Here is a 23,299-nt window from a genome sequence, read left to right as displayed (position 1 = left end):
CATTTACAGGAGCTTTTTCACGCGCCCAACCTGGCCATCCGTTAATCTGACTTTTATGCCATGAGGGTGTGTTGCCGAATTCGTTAAGATATTCTGGACTTCACCATTTGTGATTTTACCACTGCGTTGGTCTTTCTTAAGCACAATACCTACCTGCATTCCGGGGCGGATATTAGCTTTGTATTTGCCATCCATAGTTATGAGAAAATTTTGATTTACTAATTACAGACTTAACACAAATTATTGATCGAATGTTTATAGTTTTATCAAAATAATTCAAATTTCCTATTGTTTAGAAGCGTAAATCCGTTTGGGATTTTCTTACTTAGATACTATATACAAAACATGAACAACCCGCTTAGAAAGTACTTTGGTCCCAGCACACTGGTTGCTGCCGCATTTATTGGCCCGGGAACGGTCACCGTTTGTACTTTGGCAGGCGTCAGGTCGGGATATGTACTGTTATGGGCACTGCTTTTCTCTGTGATAGCTACTATTGTTCTGCAGGAGATGACCGGACGTTTGGGTATCATTACCCGCAAAGGATTTGGAGAAGCCATTCGGGAGCAGCTGGGAAATCCGGTGATCAGAATATCGGCCATAATCCTGGTTTTCAGTGCCATTGTGATTGGCAATATAGCGTATGAAGGGGGAAATATTTCCGGAGCGGAATTGGGCTGGGAGGAGCTTTTTGCCGGACTTGATGTAACGGTGGATGGGTCTGTAATCCGGCTTAGCTCACTGGTTATTGGAGCCGTTGCTTTCCTGTTATTGTACTCCGGAAATTTTAAGCGGATTGTAAATGTGATGACCGCCCTGGTGGGAATCATGAGTATCGTTTTTGTGACTACGGCAATAGTTATTCAGCCGGATGTTACCGCCATCATTAAAGGACTTTTCATTCCAACCGCTTCTCCCGATGAGCTTCTAACGGTGATAGCATTAATAGGGACTACAGTGGTTCCATACAACCTCTTTTTGCATGCATCAACGGTTCAGGAACGGTATTCGAGCTATGCTCAGCTGTCGGAGATGAGGGTCGAAAATGCAGTCGGGATTGTTTTAGGCGGATTGATTTCCATGTGTATCGTCATAACCAGTGCTGCCGCCGCTGATGGATCTCTCGCCGAAATAAACAGCGCAGCCGATATGGCCGGACAGTTAGAACCGCTGCTGGGTAGTTGGGCGAAGTCGTTTATGGGGATCGGGCTGTTTGCAGCGGGTATAACCTCTGCCGTTACCGCTCCTCTTGCAGCTGCCTATGCAGCTAAGGGAATGTTTGGCTGGAAGGATGATCTCAAAGACCTCAAGTTCAGAGTGGTTTGGATGCTGGTGCTGTTCACAGGGATGATATTCTCCGCTTTCAGCATTAACCCGGTAAAGCTCATTGAATTTGCCCAGATTGCCAATGGAATCACATTGCCGGTGATTGCTGTTTTCTTATTGTACATCATGAACAAGCCGTTGCTGCTTGGTACGAACTCCAATTCAACCCGACAAAATATACTTGGAGTAGTTGTGATTTTGGTCACTATCCTGGTCGGGTTCAGAAGTTTGAATTCAGTCTTTAATTTCTTTTAGCCATGATTAAAAAAATTGACTTGAATTGTGATTTGGGTGAATTCTACGGCATGTACGATGAGCGTCGTGATTCTAAGATCATGCCGTACATTTCGAGCTGTAATATCGCTTGTGGTTTTCATTCCGGAGATCCTGTCACCATTTCCAAAACCATTGAATTAGCACTCGAACATGAGGTGGCAATAGGAGCTCACCCTTCATATCCGGATTTGCAGGGCTTTGGCCGGCGCATCATGAATCTTTCGGCCGAGGAACTTGAAGCCTGTATTTTGTACCAGGTATCGGCCTTAAAGGGGATGACGGAATCGCTGGGAGGCAAGCTTCATCATGTGAAACCGCACGGTGCTTTATATAATCACGCCGCCAAAGATGAGGATGTTGCCCTGGGCATAGCCAAAGCTATTGTTCAGATTCAAAAAGATATGATGATTTATGCCCCGGCTGAATCGAAATTAGCAGAAGTTGCTAAAGACGTAGGACTGGAAGTCCGAAGTGAGGTTTTTGCTGACCGCCAATACGAAGATGACCTGAGCTTGCGCTCTCGTTCTTTGGAAGGAGCCGTTCTTCACAAAAAAAAGTCCGTTTTAAAACAAATGGCATCTTTTTTGGATGGAGTAGTGCATACACAGGGCGGACTTGATTTGCCCATCACTGCGGAAACCGTTTGCCTGCACAGCGATACCGAAGGAGCAGCGGAATTGGCTAAAGAAATTCACGATTTTTTGGAGAAACATGAAGTCGAAATTACTTCAGCTTAATAACTGCAGCTGGTCAGTTTCGGCTCTTGGGGAACAAGCTCTTCTCATAAAGCCGAAACAGGATGATGTTTCTCTACAGCTTATTCATGAGTCATGCAGAATAATCGGTGAATCATCTATTCCCGGCGTTGTCGATATCATACCGGCCTATGAAAGCATCGCTATTATTTATGACAGGGTGCTAAATGATCTTGGCAGCGAAATCGATATCCTTTCAAATGCCTTCCGGCACATTTCAGCAGAAAACCATTCACCCCAAAAACATGTGATACCCGTCTGTTATGAATTAGGCCTTGATTGGGAGGAGGTTGAAAATTACACCGGAATGGAAAAAGCCAGGATTATTCAAATTCATTTAGCCGGAGCCTATACCGTTGCCATGATGGGATTTCTTCCCGGTTTTTTATACTTGTCAGGGTTGAATGAAGAGATTGCCTGTCCCCGAAAACAGGAGCCTCGAAGTCGAATTCCGACCGGTGCGGTTGGCATTGGTGGAAAGCAGACGGGGGTTTATTCACTGGAAAGTCCGGGTGGATGGCAAATTATTGGGCGAACGCCTCTTTCTTTTTTTGATGCAAGAAAAGACCCACCCACGGAGGTAAGGGCAGGAAATCAGGTAGTTTTTGAGCGTATCACCGAAAAAGAATTTTTCAAACTCAAAGATAGGGAGACTTGATGGGGAGTCTGGAAGTATTAGATGGAGGATTATTGACCACCATTCAGGATGGTGGCCGATTCGGATATCGGCAGTATGGAGTGCCGGTTTCCGGTGCGATGGATGACTACGCCTACAGATTAGCAAACCAATTGGTGGGAAATGCGAGCGACTTGCCGGTATTGGAAATGACCCTGAATGGGGGAAGATATCGCTTTAACTCAGACGCAGTTATCGCCATGACCGGCGCTGATATGCACCCCAAAATAAACGGTGAGGATATTTCCCTGAATACCTCATTGGAAATTAAGTCCGGTGATGTCATCTCTTTCGATTACTGCCAAACAGGCTGCAGAAGCTATCTTGCCATTCGCGGCCAATTGGATATCAAGGAAGTACTGGGTTCCTGTTCAACCTATTTAACGGGAAAATTCGGAGGTTTTGAAGGACGTGCGTTACGTGAAGGAGATGTGCTTTCGTGGACTGAAAGTGAGGGAAGTTCTATACCGGAAAGGGTTCCTGAAGACCGGTTCCCGTATTACTCTTCAAAAGTGGAATTGCGAATTTTGGAAGGGCCGGAGTGGAGCTGGTTATCTCAACACCAAAAAGAGCAATTTCTGAATACCGAATTTGATGTTAGCCCGGATAGTAACCGAATGGGCATCCGGCTGAAAGGGGATTCTATTAAACCCACCGATCACCAGATGGTATCGGGTCCGGTTATTCCCGGGACGATACAACTGCCTGAGAATGGCCGGCCTATCATTATTATGAAAGACGGGCAAGCGGTGGGCGGATACCCACGGATAGCAAAAATAGCTGATGCGGATTTGTGGAGGGCAGGTCAGTTATGGTCTGGTGTACAGCTAACCTTCAGAAAAATCAACCGGGAAGAGGCGAATAAATTAAGTGCTTTTCAAAAAAATCTGTTATACTCAGAGTAAGCTAACATCAAGATTTATGTATTTTATAAAGACCTTTTTTTTGACTCTGAGTATTGCTTTGCTCACGTTTTCCTACACTTTCGCTCAAAATGATCGTGACCCGGCACAGTACAATAAAGTAATACTCGATAATGAGGACTTTAAGAGAATTTGCACCCTTACCTCGACCGGCGAAGATGTACATTATCAATTATCTCATCAGCAATTTAACAGCCGGAAAAAGTCAGGAAAGAAAGGCGCCAGTATTCAGGTTGACTATATTGCACGCCCATCCTGGCCCGATGAAGCTGTAGAAGCATTTGACTATGCAGTTGAAATCTGGGAAACTTATCTGGACTCAGATATTCCCATCAGGATACAGGCCAACTGGACTCAGTTAGGAGAATTTACACTTGGCAGTGCAGGGCCTTCTCAAATTGTTCAACTCGAAGGTGATGCAGAAGCTACCTGGTATTCAATAGCACAAGGAAGTGCAATATCGGGGATAGATTTTGTGGCTCAGTCTCAAGGTACGAATTCGGAGGTTGACCATGATGTGATTGTGAACATGAACGCAGGTTGGGATAACTGGTATTTCGGGACCGATGCACAAACTCCTGATGGATTAATTGATTTTGTGACAGTTGTGCTGCACGAGATCGGGCACGGAATTGGGTTCACAGGTTCGATGCAGGTTCCAACCGGACAAACCGCACAATGGGGGTATGGAGCACCTCCGATTCCTATTGTCTATGATCGTTTTGTTATTGATTCAGATGGTGCTCAAATTATAGACCAGCAAGTTTATCGAAGTCCATCCGGAAAGCTATATGATGCGGTCACAAGCAAAACCGGTGGGATATTTTTTGCGGGTATAAATACTATCGGTACCTATGATGGACAAGCAGCCCCTTTATATGCTCCTTCTGAATGGAATGGAGGCTCCAGTTACTCACACCTCGATTTGGCAACCTTCACCAACACCGAAAATGCGTTGATGCGACCTCAAATTGACAGAGCTTTTGCCATACATACACCAGGACCTGTAATGTGCAGTATTTTTGGGGACATGGGGTGGCCGTTAGCCGAGAATTGCCAGAATTTATTGGGGACTGAGTCTGAGATTACGGTAAATCAAGTTTTGGATAACAGTATAGATTTTGGTGTTACCAATGTAGGCTCGAACGTTGAGAGAACGTTTTCTATATCAAATGGGGTTAATGCTGCAGACCCTCTGGTAGGACGAGTGGGGGTTTCCGGCAGTAACTCATTCACTTTCAGTAACAGTAATCAAATATTTACTCTTGACCCCGGAGAATCCACCAATATAACTGTTCGCTTTGAACCTGGCGTAGAAGGTGAAGTAGCAGGAGTTCTTGAAATTGCCCATAATGGTAGCGAGGGACAGAATCCTGTGATGATTTCATTGGGCGGAGAGGCTTTGCCTGAGGATGAAGTTTTTGTTTTGGATCAGAATTATCCCAATCCATTTAATGCTACCACAACGATTCCGTATGCACTTGCCCAATCAGCGGATGTTCGGTTAGACGTTTTTGATGCGCTGGGAAAACACGTACAAACCCTGGTTAATACCCGGCAGCCTTCTGGCCGTTATAATCAGCCATTTCAAGCGGATGACGTATCAAGCGGGTTGTTTATTTACAGGCTGATTGTGGATGGAAAAAGCAAGACCGGTAAACTGCTGTTGGTTAAATAAACCCGCCTTCTGTTTGAATCTTTTCTTAATATGCTGATAGTAAGAGTATTGGTATATTTATATCGATACAAAGGCAATGAATAATGTTTGTTGGGCAGACGCAATGATCCAGGTTTGTAACTTTGAAAAATTTAATAGAAAAATATAGGTTAGTAAGCTCTTTACTTATAGGTACAGTGCTGAGCATTTTAGTTGTTTTGCTTTGGTTTGGGAATCAAAAAATCATCCACCAAAGTCAAAAAAGTAAGGTTAAGGAAACGGCACAACTTGTAACACTTCAGTTTAAAAAAGCCGTTCAGGAGAATATCAATACACTCCTTAATCTTAAAAACCGATTAGAAATTACCAGCGGGGGCTATTTCGAATATTGGAAACAAGATGCGGGACGTATCGTCTCACAAGACCCATCTTTCCTGTTTATTGAGTGGATTGACAGCTCCATGGTTATTCAACAGGTTGAACCAGAACAAGGAAATGAAGAAGCAATTGGGCTTGATATCTCCAAGCTTGACTACCGAAGAATTGACTGGCTTCAAACCAAAAATGATTCTACCGTAAACTTTACGCATTGGCTTGGTTTAGTGCAGGGGCCTCAGGCTTTTTTGTTAGACGCCCCCATCTATTACGGTGGAGAATTTCATGGCACCATTACTGCCGGCATGAACTTTACTTCACAATTTGATCTGGCTATGCAAGGGGTAGATCAGTACCATGTGAAGGTTATAGACGATAAAGGAACGCTCTTTTACCAATATGGAGATGACACCAAAGCAAAGGGATATTCTGATTTTGTAGTTGAAAATCCTATCGAGCTTAGTAACACAAATTCCGGTTCCTGGAATGTTCATGTGTATCCTAATGCTTTATTCGATGCTGAAAACAGGTCGTTGGGGGCATATCTGAACCTTGGGCTTGGCCTTGCTTTAAGCTGGCTTATATCAGTTATCTTTTATTTTATGCAAACGGCCTTTATAGCCCGGAAATCATCCCGGCAGGCAAACGACAAAATTCGGGCGCTCATAGAATCTTCACCGATGGCAATTTATACCATAGATACGGATGGAATAGTCAGAGACTTTTGGAATAAGGCAGCCGAGGATATGCTGGGTTGGAGCCAGAAAGAGGCAATTGGTACATTTTTACCACACGTGGGGGAAGAATTGAAGGAGGATTTCCACCGGTTGATGTCAATCAATTTCAAAAATGGGGAAATCAAGAATAAAGAGATTGTACGGTATCGTAAAGATGGGTCTCCCATTCATATGAGAGTGAGCGCCAGCCATATTGTAGGTAATAGCAGTGAGAGCAAACAAATGCTGATAATTGCTGAGGACATAACAACAGAAGCAGAATATAAAGAACAGCTTGAGAACTCTGTTCATGAAAAAGAAGTGTTGCTTTCGGAGGTCCACCACCGGGTAAAAAATAACCTCGCCATTATTGCGGGTCTCATTGAACTACAGAAGGAGGGTTTATCTGATGAAAAGCTGAAGCTTATTTTAAAAGAAACACAAAACCGGATTTACTCCATTTCCGGCGTGCATGAATTGTTGTACAATACCGATAGCTTCACAGATATCACCTTTGGAGAATATGCCGTCAAACTGATTGATCGGATTAGAGATATGTTTGACAGTGCAGATAAAAATATAGTTATAGAGCATCAGTTTGATTCCCGTCGCCTGAATATAAATCAGGCCATCCCATTAGGGTTGCTGGTGAACGAGTTGATAACGAATTCATTCAAACACGCTTTCAATGGCCGGAATAATGGCAGAATCTTCATCAGCCTGAAAGAGAATGGAGACCAGATCGAAGTAGTATATGAGGATGACGGAAAGGGATTTGATAAAGATATTTTTGATGAATCAAATACGCTTGGGGTTACCCTCATCAAGACATTAATAGATCAGCTTACTGCCAACTACGAAATAGAGTCAGATAACGGTTTTAAATTTTCCTTTTCATTTGAGGTAAAAGGCAAAGGGGCGCATTCGAATTTGTAGGTTGGATTTTACCGGGGCACAAAAAAAGCCCCACAAGAACAACGTCTTGCGGGGCTTAGTACCCGAGAGAGGACTTGAACCTCCACGCCCGTAAGGGCATACGCACCTGAAGCGCACGCGTCTACCAATTCCGCCACTCGGGCATTTTTGTGAGTAACAGATTTCAAAGATAAAGAGAATTCAAATTCAATTCATAACAGAAATTCAATAAAAAAGCCCCGACACTTCTATCGGGGCTTTCGCATTTCTGAAAGAGAAATCCTTATTTCATGAAGACCATTTTCTTGGTTTGGGAGAAGTCACCGGCCTGGATGGTATAAATATACAATCCGGAGGCCAAGTCCTGAGCATCCCAGCTTATGGAATGATCTCCGGCCGGTAGCGTTGAATTGACCAAGGTTGCCACCTTTCGTCCCAGCATACTGTAAACAGTCAGTTGCACATCCGTAGTTTTGGGCAGACTAAAGTTGATGTTGGTGGTTGGGTTAAAAGGATTGGGGTAATTTTGACTTAACCTAAATTTATCGGGCTGCGAATTTTCAGTTTCAGTATTCGTAACGATAGCTTCTGCAAGCACTAAATTATTCCAAACGCCATGCTGGCCCACAGTCTGGTCAGGTTGACCATCTCCATTTGTGTCTTCTTCATACTCAAAAATTCGGTTAAACTGTAGCGGACCTTTTTGCGTGATAATATTTGTTACGTTTTGTACACCCCTGCCGTCATCAAGCCGGAGAGGGATAGAATTGACGTCACTATCTACTGTAGGGACAATTAACTCATATACAATATGGATTACATCTCCCTGCTCCAAAACCAGATCCCAGTCGGTGACATTAAAAGTCTGCCACCCGGTTCCAATTTGAGAAAAATCTATGGAATCGGCAGCTAAGGCTTGGCCGGGTGCTCCGTTATTATCAGAATAAGCAGCGATACGAAGTGTGCCTTGCCCTTTAACTTCAATGGGTTCGCCGTCGGTATTCTGCCCGCCAACTACATACAGCTCCAGTGAATGTACAAGGGCATCAAAACCGATGGTAAATTCATTGCTAAACCCAAGCCGGCCAACATTTGAAGAATTATAATAAGGCAGTGCCCAATAGTAGGTTGAGGCTTCAGTATATGTGCTGGACGTAGTGAGATTATAGGTTTGTTCACCGGAAGAGTTAACGGTAAAGGTTACAGGGTCACTGGTTTGGTACTCCGTGTCGGTATTGACAAGCATAATGTATGTGTTGTCAAAAACTTCTCCGGCTGGTGTTGTGAAAGTCTCTCCACTATTAAGCACATGTACTTCAGTATTAGTGCCGGATTTTGTTATTACTCGAATTTCACCAACCTCTGTATTTCCCGCTGTCACTGAAATCTCGAAATCCTGAGCTTGTTGAAAACCGATATATTCAATCGCCCCACTCTCTACTTCATATGTTTTTGAAGAAATATCAGGGTCTTCATAACTGACAGGAACACGAAGATTAGTAAGAAATGGATGTCCGTATCCAAACCTGTCATCTACCTGCTCTTGGTTAATAAGGTTAGCGACCCCCCAATTCACTAAAAATTCTTCGAAGGTAAAGGGAGCCTCAAGGTTATTGAATGTGCTAACAATGCCGGTACGGCCACTTGCTGGGTTTTTAGTAAGTGCTCCCGAATTCTCAAATCCAAGCTGGTCCCACATATAGCTTGCGAACGATGCAGCACGTCCGTAATCAGGCAAAGTGTTTCCACCGGAGTTCCACTGGAACAAGGGCACATTGGTTTCAGCCAGATAGCTGCCGTAGCTTGAATGTGGAAAATACCCGCTCAATAGAGAGGCAAAATTGGATTGTGCCTCATTAATGAAAGTCAGTTCTGATTGAATAGAATTGTACCTGTAGTGGATCAAGTGCTGATATTCATGCGATAAGGTTCCCAAAGGCCGGGTTGCGTCTGCTTCTCCGTTACTATAAATCCCGGGGTATGAATCGATATACAGTACATCCCGTTCGTTGGAGCGATAACTTCCTCCGGGACCGGGGTCTGTATTTTGATCTACCCCATAAAAGAATCCAGCGGTGTAACCTCCGCCACCTGATTCTGTCCAGCCGTCTTTTATATCAGTGATAAGGAAATCCACGAGGTTATCACCATCATAATTTGGTGGATCTCCGAGGTATTCGTTACTCAATTCAATAATTCCCTTGTTGGGATTAAAAGAAAACGAATTGGACTCTTCCTCAAGATACTTAAACATGCTATCGGCTACCGATTCATTCAGGTGTCCATTCTCAATTTCAGAGATTTCAAACCAGATTTGAGTCAAATTGCCTTTTTTGATGAGTCGAAAGTCACGCGCTGTAAATGACTCATTTGTAAAATTATAAACGAAGAAAGACCGCTCATCACCCTCTTCATCAACTATAAGCATGGATTTGTTGCGATTCGGCCGGGTTGAGGATTCTGCCCGTAAACGTTGCACCAGTTCACTGTTGTTCAGTTTATCACTGACATGGACCGGGAAGCTTTTCGGTTGAAGCTGAGGAGCGGTTGGTACTTCCGGTACTCGTTTTTCTTGCCCGAAAGACATTGAGGTGAATAGCAGTAATGTGGTCGTGAGAAGTAAAAATTTCTTCATAGTCTTAAATCTTATTGTTCGCTCAATTTGTAATAATGCACTTCCAGTTCAGCTGCATTTTTGGATTTTTTCATTTTACCGTAAATCGTTACCCGTTTTCCATTCAGTTCATTAAATGTCTCGGACATGAACGTCTGATCACCGATGAGTACATAAGCTTCAGAACCGGAAACGAATAAGGCCGGCCGGGTAAAAGGCTCATTGCCGGTGTAGTTCAGCTGACCGGTAACTTTGGTAAGCCCGACAGTATCAGCTGCTGCGCTGAAAGCCTGTGTTACCAATGAATCCTGTAGGGCAGCTGTAGGTTGAACGTCAGATGCAGCCTGGTTATTTGGTGCACTTTTCTTGTCTGAAGAAGCACAGCTTGCTGCCAACAGGCCCATCAGGACGATATATACAAGGTTTTTCAAAACGGAAATTGATTGATTGAACTTAGCTTCTCAAAAAAGTACAACTTTTATATCAATAATGAATACGTAAATACCTGAACGTTGTATTGCCGGTTTTTAATCTTTTAAAGATCACTCAACAGAGTAACCAGCCGATCCCAAGATTTATTTCGTGCTATTACATTCGGATCGTCAGAAGTTGCTTCAGGGTCATCTCCGCGCCGCATAAAAGCATGCCCGGCGCCCTCGTAAATTTCATACTTATAGGTTTTGCCAAACTTCTCCATGGCAGATTCTGACCGTTCTATGGTAGAATTCACGCGCTGGTCATCGCCGCCATAGAACCCATATACGGGAACCTCTATGTTGCTGTAGGCTTGCTCGGTATCGGGACCGGTTCCATAGAAGACAAAAGCCGCATCGATGGCCTCTCCGGCATTGGTGGCAAAGCGGAAGGACTGTGAACCGCCCCAGCAAAAGCCGGCTACGGCAAAAGATCCATTTCCTGCTTTGATAGTTTTGGCGTATTCGAGTACGTTCATCAGGTCGGCAGTTACAAAATCAGGTTCAAGGCTGTAGATGGCCTGACGGGCAGCATCCGAAGTTTCAAAGTCGCTTGTTTTCTCGATGCCTTCAACGGTATTTGAAATTAAATCAGGTGCAATAGCTATAAAACCTTCACCGGCCAGCTGATCAGTAAAACTTCGCGCCCAGTCGTTTAGTCCGCGGTTTTCATGGATGACAATTACTACCGGAGCGGGCTCTGATGTTTCCGGATAAACCACAAAGTTGTGCAATGTCCGGTCATTGGATTCGATCGTCACCCATTCGTGATGTCGGGGTGAGTTTTCCAGCTGCTGGATGGCATAATCCTGGGCAAAAACTGATACAGACAAAAGAAATGCGAAAATGGAAAGAAGAGCAGATTTCATAGCAAAAGTATTTAATTATGGAATAATGGATTAACCGGTGAATTCAGAATATCATTTCACCAACAGCATTTTTTGGGTGAGTGTTTGTCCGGCTGTTTCCAGACGATAGAAATAAACTCCTGAAGCAAGATTCCCAGCCTCAAACGTAACCTGATGGCTTCCTGCTGCTTTCCGTTCTCCATTTACTAAAACAGCCACTTTTCGCCCGGTTACATCAAACACCTCAAGCTGCACCAAACTGTTCGCTGTCAACTGATAACTGATTACTGTAATCGGGTTGAAGGGGTTGGGGTAGTTTTGGCTTAGGATTACTTGTTTGGGGATACCATTTTGATTGACCTCGTTACTAACGGGAATTTGTTTCAGGGAAGTAACCGATTTGGTTTGGATATTAACTTCCAAAAGTTCTTTTCGGGTTAAAACATACAGCAGATTTGAATTTGGTTTTTTGTAGAGGCCGGTGATTGCATCCTCAGAATTATAAACCACATTAAAGCTTTCCCAGGCATTATCTGACAAGTAAACAATATTTGAATCTGCCAATAGAACCTGATTTGGAACTTCACGATCAGTAGTAATAAACTCAAATCTTGTTTCTGTTTCTGGAATTGATAATTGGCTCCAGGAATCTGCAACTCCAAGGTTTTCAGAGATCAAAAGTTTTCGTTTATATTCTGAATTCTGCCTGACCGTAACTAATGAATAGATGGTTGAAGAGTCGGCATCAAACGCTAATTTTGTATGCGATCCTGAAGAATCAGCCAGTTTGAAATTTCCGGTATAATTAGTACTTCTGTAAAGATGTCCACTACCTCCTTTACCAAAATAAAGAGAATCAACTGTTGGATGGATATCAATTATATTCCATTCAATGGCTACAGAGTCAGCATAATGTATCGCTTCATCATAATTTTCAAAAACAGGCCACTCTTCACCATTTCCAGAGAAAGGAATATTTGTGTGAGAACCGGTTCTGACATAGAGAGAATCACCATTTGGGGAAAGTAGAAACTCGTCTGGTATTAGTTGATCCTTTTCGGAGCCTCCTATTTCTTTAATTACTATAGGATAATTGAAACTCAAGATATTTCCTAAGTGGTCATTTATTCCAAATACATATCCATAGGAAATATTGGAAATCCATTTGTCAGGGTTATTGCTATAAAACTGGTAGTCCAGGATATATCTTGTTTCGTTGCCCGTACAAGATTCACCCATATAGCTTAAAAATTTAGTGGTGTCACTTGTATCGGGTGAATAGTGATAAACATTATTAGTTGTCATATAATAGGTTTCAACCTTGTCATTACATTCAAACCTATTCACTTCATCGACTCTTAATCTGTAAAACAAATGTGTTACTCCACTCGAATCTTCCAGACCTTTCAGCTCATGGAAATAAGCTTCTTTAATTGTAGTCTGCCCGAAGGAAAGCGTGCTTCCAAATAACGCCAAAGAAAGTATGAGTAGGCACTTCTTCATAAGTAGTAGGAATGTCTTTATTTAATGTAATAGATAGGTAGCAATTATTCATCTTTAAAGCCCGGGTCCAAAGCTTCCTTCATTTCTGTAAGAAACATTCAAAACTAACCCTCAACTTTAATATCTTTCAGGCTCTGAAAAATCCTGATACACAAAATTTTAATGAGCACTATTGCCCACGAGAAGTACGAGGCGGTGATTGGCCTCGAAGTTCACGCCCAATTGTTAACGCAAAGTAAGGCTTTTGCCCCGGTTACTACCGAATATGGCGGAGCTCCTAACACTCAGGTTACCCCGCTTTGCCTGGGGCACCCGGGAACGCTGCCGGTGGTGAATGAAAACCTGGTTCGTTATATCATTAAAATGGGGCTGGCCACCAAGTGTGATGTGGCTGAAAAATCTATTTTTGCCCGAAAGAATTATTTCTATCCCGATCTTCCCAAAGGCTACCAGATTTCCCAATACGATACGCCCATTTGTTTTGACGGCTTTGTGGATATCAGCCTGGAAGAATATGACAAGCGAATCGGGCTCACCCGTATTCACATGGAGGAAGACGCCGGAAAGTCGATTCACGATCAGGATCCCTACAACACACTGGTCGATTTAAACCGGGCCGGAACGCCGCTTATTGAAATTGTATCGGAACCGGATCTCCGAACTCCGCAGGAGGCCTACGCTTACCTTTCCAAGATTAAGCAGATTGTGCAGTACCTGGAAATCTGTGATGGTAATATGGAAGAGGGAAGTTTGCGCTGTGATGCGAACGTGTCTGTTCGTCCACGCGGCCGGGAGAAATTCGGAACCCGAACCGAGCTTAAGAACATGAACTCGTTCCGGAATGTGGAGCGGGCTATAGAGTATGAAATTTATCGTCAGATTGAACTGATTGAAGATGGGGGCGAGGTTGTGCAGCAAACCCGCTTGTGGGATACCGCAAAAATGCAGACCCGCCCAATGCGCTCTAAGGAAGAGGCTCACGATTACCGCTATTTCCCTGAGCCGGATCTTCCTCCGATTATCGTTACCGATGAAATGCTGGATGAGATCCGTGAAGAATTGCCCGAGCTTGCTGATGTACGCCGCAAGCGATTTATGGAAGACTTCGGGATGAGCGAAGATGATGCAGTAACCATTACCGACAGCCGGTACCTTGCCGATTATTACGAGGAAGTGGTGGAGCATCTCGGAAATCCAAAAGCAGCTTCCAATATTGTATTGAGTGAAGTACTTCGGGTACTGAATGAGCAAAGCATCGACATTCGCGAGTTTTCCATTTCAGCAAAACGGGTTTCGGACCTGGTGAAGCTGAAAGAAGACGACAAGATTAATTCTTCAGCTATGCAGCAGATTTTTAATGCTATGTTGGATGAAGATAAAGAGCCGGAAGCGTTGGCTAAAGAAATGAACCTGATTCAGGTTTCCGATTCCGGTTTCCTCGAACCCATTGTGGACGAAATAATAGACAACAATCCCGATGAGGTTGCACGTTATAAGGATGGTAAAAAACAGTTGATTGGTTTCTTTGTAGGACAGGCAATGAAAGCGTCCAGAGGGAAAGCTAATCCAAAGTTGGTTAAAGATTTAATTTCAAAAAAATTAGACGACTGAAAATACAGTCATTTAGGTTGAACATGAGACATTTCGCACTTTATTCTATCGTTGCTTTAGTTTGGTTAACGGCCGCTTGTTCTAACGAGCCCCAAGAGCTGAAAACCGTTGTAAAAGGCACCTTTACGGTAGCTGATTCCGTTGACGACAGTAATGACTTTTCCGGTATCGGAGTTACTATTGTATTCCGCGATTCTGCCAATGCAAAGACTGATACCCTGTTCCATGAGCTTACGAATGAAGCAGGCACTTTTATGGGTAACGTTACTTTCCCTGAGAAAAGTTATTACAACATGATCATCAGCAGGAATGAGACCAATCTTGGTAATTTAGGGGTAATTCTGGCTGCCGGTGATACGCTGACGGTTACCGGAGAGCTTCCGGGCCTGAACGAAACGATTGAGGTTAGCTCCCGCGAGCATGAAGCCATGGAAACGTTAGCCCGTGTAAATCGTGGGTTTCAGCGAATAGGTGCTTTTGCCAGAAGCGGAGCTATCCCTGACTCTCAAATTATTGATGAGGTAAAAAAATGGTCGGACCTGTACTGGGAAGTGTTTGAAAAGCATGAGAATACATTTGCGGCTTATTTGGCAGCTGAAAAATCGGTTCAGATCTTAAGCAGTTTTGACCAGAACACGATGTTAGAAAGGATTGATGCCGCACTTCCAAATGACTACACGGTATCGGTTGCATTGAATCTCGCCAAGCCGTACATCGCACAGACCAAAGGATTTGATGCCGCTTCCAATTACCTGGATTCGCTGGTGCAGATTTCGGGTGATGAATCGGTTAAGGAAGCCATTAAGCGGGATAAAATTATGATGTATTTTGACAGTTCCCGCGTGAAGGAAGCCAAAACACTGCTCAACAGCTATGAAGAACAGTACACCGGCTCCGGTTCTAAAAAGTGGGCCCGCCGAATTCGTTACGACCTGAATTACCTGGCTCCGGGCGTTCAGGCTCCCGACTTTTCATTTGTAACGCTGGCCGGTGATACGGTAAGTAATTCCTCTCTGAATGGGGATGTGTACATTTTGGAAATATCTCCTCTGGCCAACCCTGAGTATCAGAACGACTACGATCGTACCGTGATCATTCATGAAATTTATAAAAACTATGGGCTGAAGATCTTCACCATCCCGCTGGATGAAAGCCGGCTCACCGTAGAAGGATTTTTTGAAGACCGACGCAAGGTATGGTCGGTAGCCGAAATCGGTTCATTCGATGTTCAGAATATCATACAGAAATTCAATGTAGTCCAGGTGCCCACCCGGTTCCTGATTGACGAAAACGGAGTCCTGATCCGCAAGTACGAACGCGGCGAATTTGAGGAAGTAATTCAGGGATTGAACAAAGCATTTGATAACAGTAACTCACCAAGCTAAACAAACACTCACACCATGCGAAGATTTTTGATAGCCGGTAACTGGAAAATGAATTGCGGTCCTTATGACGCAGCCGAACTGCTGGAAGGACTCAAAGAAAAGAAAGCCGAAGTTGACGAAAATGTAGATGTACTGGTTTGTCCGCCTTTTGTATCCATCGGGATGGCCGTCAATTACCTTCATGACACCGACATTCAGGTAGGAGCGCAGAATCTTCACTTTGAAGAAAACGGAGCCTACACCGGTGAAGTGAGTGGAAGCATGATCGCGGAAAGCGGATGCAATTACGTGATTATAGGTCACTCTGAACGCCGTCAGTATTTTGGGGAAACGGATACAACGGTGAACAAACGATCCCATAAAGCGCTGGAGCATAAATTGGCTCCAATCATTTGTGTTGGAGAAAGCCTGGATCAGAGAAAATCAGGTGAACATTACGATTTGGTTAAAAACCAGGTGACAGCCGCTCTTTTTGATATTTCAAAAGAAGATATACTGGATGTAGTGATTGCATACGAGCCAATCTGGGCTATTGGAACAGGGGAAACGGCCTCGCCGGAGCAGGCACAGGAAATGCACGAGCATATCCGAAAAGTAATTGGTGGATTGTATAGCGAAGACACCGCCGACCGAATCAATATTCTGTATGGTGGCAGCATGAAGCCGGCCAATGCCAAAGAGCTGTTAAGTCAGCCCGATGTGGATGGCGGACTGATAGGAGGTGCTAGCCTCGATGCCGAAAGCTTTTCTGAAATTATCACCATTGCCGAAGAACTTTCCTGAGCCATGAAATACAACGTTCTGTTACTGGGAAGCGGTGGACGTGAACATGCACTGGCTTGGGCCATCGCTCAATCCTCTTCACTGAATAAGCTGTTCATTGCTCCCGGGAATCCCGGAACTGCGGAAGTGGGAGAGAACGTAAACCTTTCCATTAGTGACTTTGATCAGGTTTGGGATTTTATTCAGGACAATGATATCAACCTCACCGTTGTAGGCCCTGAGCAGCCGCTGGTGGATGGTATTGCCAATTTCCTGGAAACAAAGAATCACCCGGTTTTTGGTCCGAAATTGCAGGCAGCTATGCTGGAAGGGAGTAAGGAATTTGCCAAGGAATTCATGCAGCGGCACAACATCCCAACAGCCACGTATAAAGTTTTTGATCAGAACAACTTTGATGAAGCCGCTGACTACATCAAAGAACAGGGTAAATATCCGGTGGTATTAAAAGCTGATGGTTTGGCCGGCGGGAAAGGGGTTTTCATCCCTGAAACTGAAGCCGAGGCTATGGAAGTTCTGGAAGAGCTGAAGACCAGTGATTCTCTCAAAGATGCAGCCAGCCGTTTAGTAATTGAAGAGTTTATGATTGGGGAAGAAGCTTCGGTCTTTGCCATATCTGACGGGGAATCGTACAAGGTAATTGGTAACGCCCAGGATCATAAACGAATCGGAGAGGGCGATACCGGGCTGAATACCGGCGGAATGGGTGCGTATTCTCCTGCTCCCGTGGTATCAACTGGAATTCTGGACCGCGTAGAACGAGAGATTATTGAACCGACCATTTCGGGGATGAAAGAAGAAGGAAATCCATATGCCGGAATTCTGTACTGCGGGTTGATGATTACCAAAGAAGGCCCCAAAGTGGTTGAGTACAACTGCCGTTTCGGAGATCCGGAATGCCAGGTAATACTCCCCCGGCTAACAGCCGATATGCTGGAAGTCATAGTGGCTTGCACCGAATCCAAACTGGATACTGTGAATATTGACTTTGACGATGAAGTGAAATGCTGCGTGGTATTAGCATCAGGCGGGTATCCGGAATCATATGAAAAAGGAAAGGTGATTACCGGCCTGGATGATGTTAAGGATGCCATTCTATTTCACGCAGGCACCAAAAAAGAAGGGAATCAAATTCTTACCAATGGCGGACGGGTGCTTAATGTTGTCGGCTCCGGAAAAGATCTGCAAACGGCTATTGATAACACCTACGCCGAAGTAGAAAAAATAGCTTTTGACAAAGCCTATTACCGGAGCGATATTGGGGCGAAAGGCCTTAAGCATTAGAACATTGAATATTGAACACCGAACATTGAATGATGAAGTTGGTTTACTTCCGGTAATCATTCGGGTTTGCTGCTCCTTTCTGTTCTCTATTCTAATCATTCCCAATACAAGCGGCCAATCTCTTCAAACTCTGCATTCGGGATTAGACAATGCGACGGGATTATACGTCACCCAGAACTCGGTATATGTAGTTGAACAGGGTAAAGACAGGGTGCTGAAACTGGATCATTCCGGAAAGTTAGTGGACACCATCGGGGGGAAAGGGGGGGGAAATTACCAGTTCAGCAAGCCGGTGGATGTGGATGCCACCAACGGATTAAAAATTTTTGTCACAGACTTCAACAATCGTCGTGTACAGGTTTTTGACCGTCGCGGACAGTATCTGAGCAGTATCTCTGCCAGTGATGCATTTGGAACTAACCGCCCGTATAACCCCACTCAGGTAGCCGTAAACGGACTGGGGGAAGTCTTTTTTGTGGATGAAGCAGAAAACTACATTCGCCGTTTTGACCTGGATTCCAACTTACTCGACGAATTCCGAATCCCGTCAGAAGTGAAATCTGTAGATGAAATGAACGTGACCTCCCGGGAAATTTTGATTCTCGACAAAGAATCAGAAACGATTCATCGGTTATCCTTGAATGGCAATTATGAAGGGTTCTTTACTGCCAATGGAGTTCAAGCCCTGTTTGCCACCGAAGGTGGAATCTGGAGAGCTTTTTCAGATCGGGTTGAGTTTGAAAACCGGTCAAGGCAGACAAGAAACATAAATCTATCTACTGATTTGAAAGCCACAGATATGCAGGTGGTGGATGGAATGATATTCATTCTAAGCTCAGGTAACTTGTACAAAATCCCAAGTTCCGAATAATGATTACCCCGGAAGAAATTTTTGATGCTGGAACATCTTTAGAAAAAAAGGCCGTTCAGGTCTTCGAGTTTCAGCGAAACAATAACCCGGTTTACCAACGCTTTTGCAAGGCTTTAGAAATCGGTGAAGCAACTTCGCTTAGCGAAATTCCCCTGTTACCTATTCAGGCCTTCAAAGACACCGAAGTGCTCACTGCTCCTGAAAATTCAAAATTCAAAATCCAAAATTTAGAATTTCAAAGCAGTGGCACGTCAGGAATGAGTCGAAGCAGGCATGTTGTTCCCGACCCGGAGTTATACCACCAGTCGATTATCAGGGGGATGAAGCATTTCTATGAACTGGACGATTACGTGATTTGGGCGTACACGCCGGGCTATATCGAGAACCCTGACTCTTCATTGATCTGGATGCTGAACGCACTTATGGAGCGGGAAGAATCAGGCTTGAGCAGATTTATGGATCTTGGCCAGCCGATAAATAAAGCCGAGTTAAAAAAGGTTCAAAATTCCGGAAAGAAACTGATGCTGTTCGGAGCCGCTTTTGGGCTGCTGGATATTTTGGATAAGGGGAAGATCCGGTTGCCGGAAGATGCTGTAATTCTGGAAACGGGCGGAATGAAGACGCACCGGCGGGAGATTACAAAGACTGAATTGCATGATCAATTGGCGAAAGGCTTTGGCTTACCCAAGTCGCAGGTTCACTCCGAATATGGGATGGCTGAGTTGTTAAGTCAGGCTTACAGCCAGGAAGAAGAGTGGTTTGAGTGTGTTCCGTGGATGAATGTGAGTATCCGAAACCCGAAGAATCCCATGGAAGAAGCAGAGTATGGGGAGGAGGGATTAATCGGAGTGATTGACCTGGCCAACCTGTATTCCTGTTCCTTTATTTTAACCGGCGATAAAGGCCTCCAGCGGGCTGATGGAAAATTCCAGGTATTGGGGCGATGGAACCCGGACAACCTGCGCGGATGTAATTTCTTAATCGATCAGGATTGAGATGGTTTGATAAACATATCGATCGCATCAGAAAAGTGACAGAGGAATGGCTGGATCCTGAAAATAAATCTTTGCAGGAAGCAATTCGGAAAACGGTGGATGAAGGACACTTCAGTCAAAAAGACATCGATTTTCAGCTCTCGGTTTTAAGAGAGAATATAGGTAACAATGAAATTGAGGAATGGGTAAAACGCTCCGGCCTAAACAATGCCCAAAACGCACAGGGAACAAAAGTACTGTGCCTGCATGCCGGTAATTTGCCGTTGGTAGGCTTTCAAACTGCATTGGGAGCCCTCTTATCCGGCGCAGATTATCACGGTAAACTCTCCCGAAAAGACCCTTATCTGCTTTCATCATTTTTAAAAGAAGTGAAAAAAGCAGGTCTGGATCAGCAAATTCGGTTTTCCACCGATTTGAATGATTCTAAAGACTTGAGAGCCGATAACGTTGTATTTGCCGGATCTGAAGAATCCGTTTCTGAAGTAAAAGAAAAGATCCTGGAGCTGAAGGTAGCAAAAGAGAATGCAGAGTATATCATCCGGACGGCCAAATTCTCCATCGCTTACCTGGAGGACTGGAATGAAGAGACAAAAAAAGAGTTGATTGAAGCAATGCTGAGATACGGCGGGAAAGGCTGTCGGTCGGTAGCTGTAGTGGTTGCCAATTTTGGACTGAAGAAGGTCAAAGAAGAACTTAAAAAAGCTATTAGAGAATTTTGGGAATTGAACCCTCAACATCAAAGACCCGCTCCGGATTTACAGTATCAATATGCCTATAACGCAGCCGTGCAAAGAAGTCAGCTTTGGCTGGAGGACTTCCTGATCCAGGAATCAGAGGAGCTGCCGGACACCGACTTTACGGTAAACTGGGTAGAAGGAGGAGAGGAGAAAGTCAGAGAGTTAAAAACTCAATTCGGAAAGAAGGTGCAGTCGGTTTATACTTTTGGAAAAGAAATAGCCGGGATAGAGACGGAGAAGTTGGCAAAGGCCCAACGCCCCAACCTTTGGTGGAAACCGGATGGGGTGGATGTAGTGAAAAGCCTAGTTTAAAGGGCTGATCCTAATACATGCAAGTAGGTTTCTCAGCAACAATTCTAATTAGTTGTTACCCAATCAACTTTAACATCAAAGATTTTAATTCTTTCTCCAAATTGAAGAAGAACCTGATTTCTATTTGGAAGGAATGCCCCATTTTGAAATGAAAAATTCCTTTCGGGGTCATAAAGGCTATAGATTCGTGAACCAGTGTTGAGGTCTGTAAAATTTAAATAATACCCTCGGTTGCTTAAAATTAAATTGTGCTGTGAAACTTCCATGAAAGAATCTATGTAATTTAGATCTTCAAATCTTTCAGTTGTATTCGTTGAAATATTATATCTATAAAGTGTCTCACTTATATTCAAGTTATAACTATTTGGCACACTTGATGGGTCAATTTGTAATACCGTTTCACCAAAATAAGGTTCTGGAATATCATGAATAACAGCCCCATCCTTACTCAATACCAACAAACCTATACCAGCATATGCAGCTCCGATCAAGATTTTATCATTATCTATGTATGAAGAAGAATATTCTAATCGGTGCCTCTCAAATATCTTTTCAGTTTCATTTGTGTAGAAGTTCCATTTATGCACTTTAAGTTTGCCTTCTGAGTATGAATCATTATAAATATAGATTAATTCAGTCTCAGAAATAAATCCAGCAAGATAAATGTCTTCGTTACTATTGCGAGATAGTTGTTTTTTAAAGTAAACTGGTGTTCCAGAACTTTTGTCCATCACATAAATGAAAGAATTTTTTTCTCCAGTATATTCATTTGTAACAGTCCTATTAGTTGCAATAAGTTCTAAGTTTTCAGTAATAGAAAAATCTTCAATGAATTTACCTTCATATTCACTTTGGTCTTCACCAGTATCATAAATGGTTTGATAGGAATTTGTATTAAGGTCAAATACTTTTAAACCGGATGCCCCGTATTGATTGGGGCTGTAAACAATTAATTCCTGATTCGCCAATATTTTAGCATCATCAATACCATCATTTCGAGCCATAAAAAAAGCGTCAACCTCTTCTAAGGAAGTTTCGACTGAAAAAGATATTGGATCTGGAGTCCGGGAGTTATAAGTCTTGAGAACAAACTCATACTTAATCGAGGGATTAAGATTGTCAATGGTATACTCCGTCTCACTTGGTGGGATATTGATTTGTCGAAGTAATTCATCGGTCTCAGAATTGTAAAGATAGAGTTCAAATTGATATGTAGAGGGCCGTCCAGCTTCGGAATTGCCATCTATCCAGGTTAATTTCACAGAGGTGGGTGATACCGAGGTAAAAACATTCTCTCCGATATAGGGAGGTGCTGATATAAAGTCTAATTCTATTGGCTCAGACAATCCCGATTTTTTATTCTGATAAATTGCTGCAATTGCATACTCTCGATCGTTATTCTCATTCTTAGTTATAAAGATATTTCCACTTGAAGCTACCGTATCTATGGGAATGAATTCAGAATAGGGCTGATGCCAAGCTGATCTTGTTCTTTCATAAACAATAAATTCATCATCAAAGCTGGAATGGTCAGTAATTGACAGATTGATGATTGCTTCATTCACTAAAGTTAATCCAGAAAAGGTTGGAAGGTTAAAGGCTGCGCGTGCCTTTGTCTTTTGATCAATTATAACCAGCTCATCTTCATGGTTAAGCAATAATGCAGATACTTTGAGGTCCATTGAATAGGATTCATAATCAACCAGAAAAGTTAAATCTGATTTATTTCCGTCTACGGTATCAATGATAGTTGATAAAGTGCCATCTTCACTTCCTGTTATCACAAATTTATCTGCATAAGTCAAAGAAGAGCTCCAGTTTAGAGTAATTTCATTTCCTATCGAGGTGTAATTTATCTCCTGCATTTCACCAAAATCTAACCTTCTTGAAAGAAATCGGGAAGAATCGATTGGAGTAGTGCCATTTTTAAATCCTCCTATAAAGTAAGTTGTATTTAGGTCTAGCAATTTTGAGTTGTCCGTATAACTGACACTATTTGCAGAAAGAGTGTCTAAAATTGTAAATAAGCCATTCTCTCCAAGACTTTTTGCAATAATTATCCCGTCTTCAAAACCGGACCCATCTTTCCAGTTCAGAGTAACAGTTTTATCATTATTTAACTCAACTTGTAGAGAATGCATGTTGGGTTGAAAGTTCCCTGCAGCGGGGTCTCTGGAGTTTTCTCGCTCAAAATCAGGCCCTGTACTACAGTTTGAAAGCAGTAATCCAAAAATAAAGAACAGAATAAAGAGTATATACTTCTTCAT

General features: G+C 43.3%; 19 protein-coding genes and 1 tRNA gene. 13 read left to right on the top strand and 7 right to left on the bottom strand.

Going from position 1 to position 23,299, the window contains the following annotated elements; genetic code table 11:
- Positions 1 to 3 precede the first annotated feature (3 nt).
- Positions 4 to 195 (bottom strand): YwbE family protein, encoded by a 192-nt coding sequence (locus tag NM125_RS02760; protein ID WP_255132627.1) that lies wholly within the window; start codon positions 193 to 195, stop codon positions 4 to 6.
- Positions 196 to 345: 150 nt separating this feature from the next.
- Between NM125_RS02760 and NM125_RS02755 the strand changes: the two genes are divergently transcribed.
- From NM125_RS02755 to NM125_RS02730, 6 genes are all read left to right on the top strand, one after another.
- Positions 346 to 1,581, top strand: a complete 1,236-nt coding sequence (locus tag NM125_RS02755) for an Nramp family divalent metal transporter (protein WP_255132625.1) — start codon at positions 346 to 348, stop codon at positions 1,579 to 1,581.
- 2 nt (positions 1,582 to 1,583) lie between these two features.
- Positions 1,584 to 2,339 carry a LamB/YcsF family protein gene (locus NM125_RS02750; protein WP_255132623.1) on the top strand — a complete coding sequence of 252 codons (756 nt, stop codon included), beginning with the start codon at positions 1,584 to 1,586 and terminating at the stop codon, positions 2,337 to 2,339.
- Positions 2,314 to 3,015, top strand: a complete 702-nt coding sequence (pxpB, locus tag NM125_RS02745) for a 5-oxoprolinase subunit PxpB (RefSeq protein WP_255132621.1) — start codon at positions 2,314 to 2,316, stop codon at positions 3,013 to 3,015. The genes NM125_RS02750 and pxpB overlap by 26 nt, the downstream gene beginning before the upstream one ends.
- Positions 3,015 to 3,938: a 5-oxoprolinase subunit C family protein gene (locus NM125_RS02740; RefSeq protein WP_255132619.1), complete on the top strand. Its 924-nt coding sequence runs from the start codon at positions 3,015 to 3,017 to the stop codon at positions 3,936 to 3,938. The genes pxpB and NM125_RS02740 overlap by 1 nt, the downstream gene beginning before the upstream one ends.
- Positions 3,939 to 3,954: 16 nt before the next feature.
- Positions 3,955 to 5,634, top strand: a complete 1,680-nt coding sequence (locus tag NM125_RS02735; protein ID WP_255132618.1) for a choice-of-anchor D domain-containing protein — start codon at positions 3,955 to 3,957, stop codon at positions 5,632 to 5,634.
- Between the two features lie 122 nt (positions 5,635 to 5,756).
- Positions 5,757 to 7,640: a histidine kinase dimerization/phosphoacceptor domain -containing protein gene (locus NM125_RS02730; protein WP_255132616.1), complete on the top strand. Its 1,884-nt coding sequence runs from the start codon at positions 5,757 to 5,759 to the stop codon at positions 7,638 to 7,640.
- A gap of 59 nt (positions 7,641 to 7,699) precedes the next feature.
- Here the strand turns inward: NM125_RS02730 and NM125_RS02725 are convergent.
- The 5 genes from NM125_RS02725 to NM125_RS02705 all read right to left on the bottom strand — a co-directional run bounded on the left by NM125_RS02725 (position 7,700) and on the right by NM125_RS02705 (position 13,057).
- Positions 7,700 to 7,783: transfer RNA gene (locus tag NM125_RS02725), tRNA-Leu, on the bottom strand.
- 119 nt (positions 7,784 to 7,902) lie between these two features.
- Entirely contained in the window at positions 7,903 to 10,254 is a 2,352-nt protein-coding gene (locus NM125_RS02720; RefSeq protein ID WP_255132614.1) for a T9SS type A sorting domain-containing protein, read from the bottom strand.
- An 11-nt stretch (positions 10,255 to 10,265) separates the two neighbouring features.
- The gene (locus tag NM125_RS02715) at positions 10,266 to 10,664 is read right to left on the bottom strand and encodes a hypothetical protein (RefSeq protein WP_255132612.1); all 399 of its coding nucleotides are present in this window, start codon (positions 10,662 to 10,664) and stop codon (positions 10,266 to 10,268) included.
- A gap of 104 nt (positions 10,665 to 10,768) precedes the next feature.
- Entirely contained in the window at positions 10,769 to 11,575 is an 807-nt protein-coding gene (locus tag NM125_RS02710) for a dienelactone hydrolase family protein (protein WP_255132611.1), read from the bottom strand.
- A gap of 51 nt (positions 11,576 to 11,626) precedes the next feature.
- Positions 11,627 to 13,057: a T9SS type A sorting domain-containing protein gene (locus tag NM125_RS02705; protein WP_255132609.1), complete on the bottom strand. Its 1,431-nt coding sequence runs from the start codon at positions 13,055 to 13,057 to the stop codon at positions 11,627 to 11,629.
- A 162-nt stretch (positions 13,058 to 13,219) separates the two neighbouring features.
- Here NM125_RS02705 and gatB point away from each other — a divergent pair, with 162 nt between their 5' ends.
- From gatB to NM125_RS02670, 7 genes are read left to right on the top strand one after another with little or no spacing between them, the layout of a single operon-like run.
- Positions 13,220 to 14,668: an Asp-tRNA(Asn)/Glu-tRNA(Gln) amidotransferase subunit GatB gene (gene gatB, locus NM125_RS02700; protein WP_255132607.1), complete on the top strand. Its 1,449-nt coding sequence runs from the start codon at positions 13,220 to 13,222 to the stop codon at positions 14,666 to 14,668.
- A gap of 23 nt (positions 14,669 to 14,691) precedes the next feature.
- A complete protein-coding gene (locus tag NM125_RS02695; RefSeq protein WP_255132605.1) occupies positions 14,692 to 16,053 on the top strand; it encodes a peroxiredoxin family protein in 1,362 nt (453 codons plus the stop codon).
- A 15-nt stretch (positions 16,054 to 16,068) separates the two neighbouring features.
- Positions 16,069 to 16,836, top strand: coding sequence for a triose-phosphate isomerase (gene tpiA / locus NM125_RS02690; RefSeq protein ID WP_255132603.1), 768 nt, complete (start codon positions 16,069 to 16,071; stop codon positions 16,834 to 16,836).
- A 3-nt stretch (positions 16,837 to 16,839) separates the two neighbouring features.
- Positions 16,840 to 18,117, top strand: a complete 1,278-nt coding sequence (gene purD, locus NM125_RS02685; RefSeq protein WP_255132601.1) for a phosphoribosylamine--glycine ligase — start codon at positions 16,840 to 16,842, stop codon at positions 18,115 to 18,117.
- A 4-nt stretch (positions 18,118 to 18,121) separates the two neighbouring features.
- Complete coding sequence (locus tag NM125_RS02680; RefSeq protein WP_255132599.1) at positions 18,122 to 18,988, top strand: hypothetical protein; 867 nt, start codon at positions 18,122 to 18,124, stop codon at positions 18,986 to 18,988.
- A complete protein-coding gene (locus tag NM125_RS02675) occupies positions 18,988 to 19,983 on the top strand; it encodes a LuxE/PaaK family acyltransferase (RefSeq protein ID WP_255132597.1) in 996 nt (331 codons plus the stop codon). Before NM125_RS02680 ends, NM125_RS02675 begins: the two co-directional genes overlap by 1 nt.
- A complete protein-coding gene (locus NM125_RS02670) occupies positions 19,980 to 21,032 on the top strand; it encodes an acyl-CoA reductase (protein WP_255132595.1) in 1,053 nt (350 codons plus the stop codon). The genes NM125_RS02675 and NM125_RS02670 overlap by 4 nt, the downstream gene beginning before the upstream one ends.
- Before the next feature lie 44 nt (positions 21,033 to 21,076).
- Here the strand turns inward: NM125_RS02670 and NM125_RS02665 are convergent, their stop codons facing one another.
- Positions 21,077 to 23,299, bottom strand: coding sequence for a fibronectin type III domain-containing protein (locus NM125_RS02665; protein ID WP_255132593.1), 2,223 nt, complete (start codon positions 23,297 to 23,299; stop codon positions 21,077 to 21,079).

Origin of the sequence: Gracilimonas sediminicola, from assembly GCF_024320785.1 — a bacterium.
GTDB classification, from domain to species: Bacteria; Bacteroidota; Rhodothermia; order Balneolales; family Balneolaceae; genus Gracilimonas; species Gracilimonas sediminicola.
The sequence above is the reverse complement of the archived record's forward strand: the minus strand, read 5'-3'. Positions and strand labels throughout refer to the sequence as shown.